This is a genomic window from Phytobacter sp. V69 (genome assembly GCF_965644215.1).
In the GTDB taxonomy this organism is placed as follows: domain Bacteria; phylum Pseudomonadota; class Gammaproteobacteria; order Enterobacterales; family Enterobacteriaceae; genus Phytobacter.
This window is the reverse complement of sequence record NZ_CBFFRL010000565.1, coordinates 1-303: the sequence shown is the minus strand read 5'-3', so window position 1 is coordinate 303 and position 303 is coordinate 1. Positions and strand designations below refer to the sequence as shown.

The following is a 303-nucleotide window of genomic DNA, read 5'->3' as shown; positions in this document are numbered from 1 at the left end:
AGCTCAGTTGGTAGAGCACGACCTTGCCAAGGTCGGGGTCGCGAGTTCGAGTCTCGTTTCCCGCTCCAAAATTTGAAAAGTATCGAAAGGTACGTACCATCCGAATCACAGGATTTTGAGTTGCAACAAGGCGGCAACTGAAAGAGTCCTTAGGAGCTTACTTAAGTAAGTGACTGAGGTGAGTGAAGGCAGCTAACGCGGTGGCAACTTAAAAGACGAAGATTAAGCGGGAATAGCTCAGTTGGTAGAGCACGACCTTGCCAAGGTCGGGGTCGCGAGTTCGAGTCTCGTTTCCCGCTCCAA

At 50.8% G+C, this 303-nt stretch carries 1 tRNA gene; it reads left to right on the top strand.

Annotation, left to right across the window (positions count from 1 at the left end):
- Positions 1–226: 226 nt before the first annotated feature.
- Positions 227–302: transfer RNA gene (locus ACSZPU_RS26450), tRNA-Gly, on the top strand.
- Position 303 lies beyond the last annotated feature (1 nt).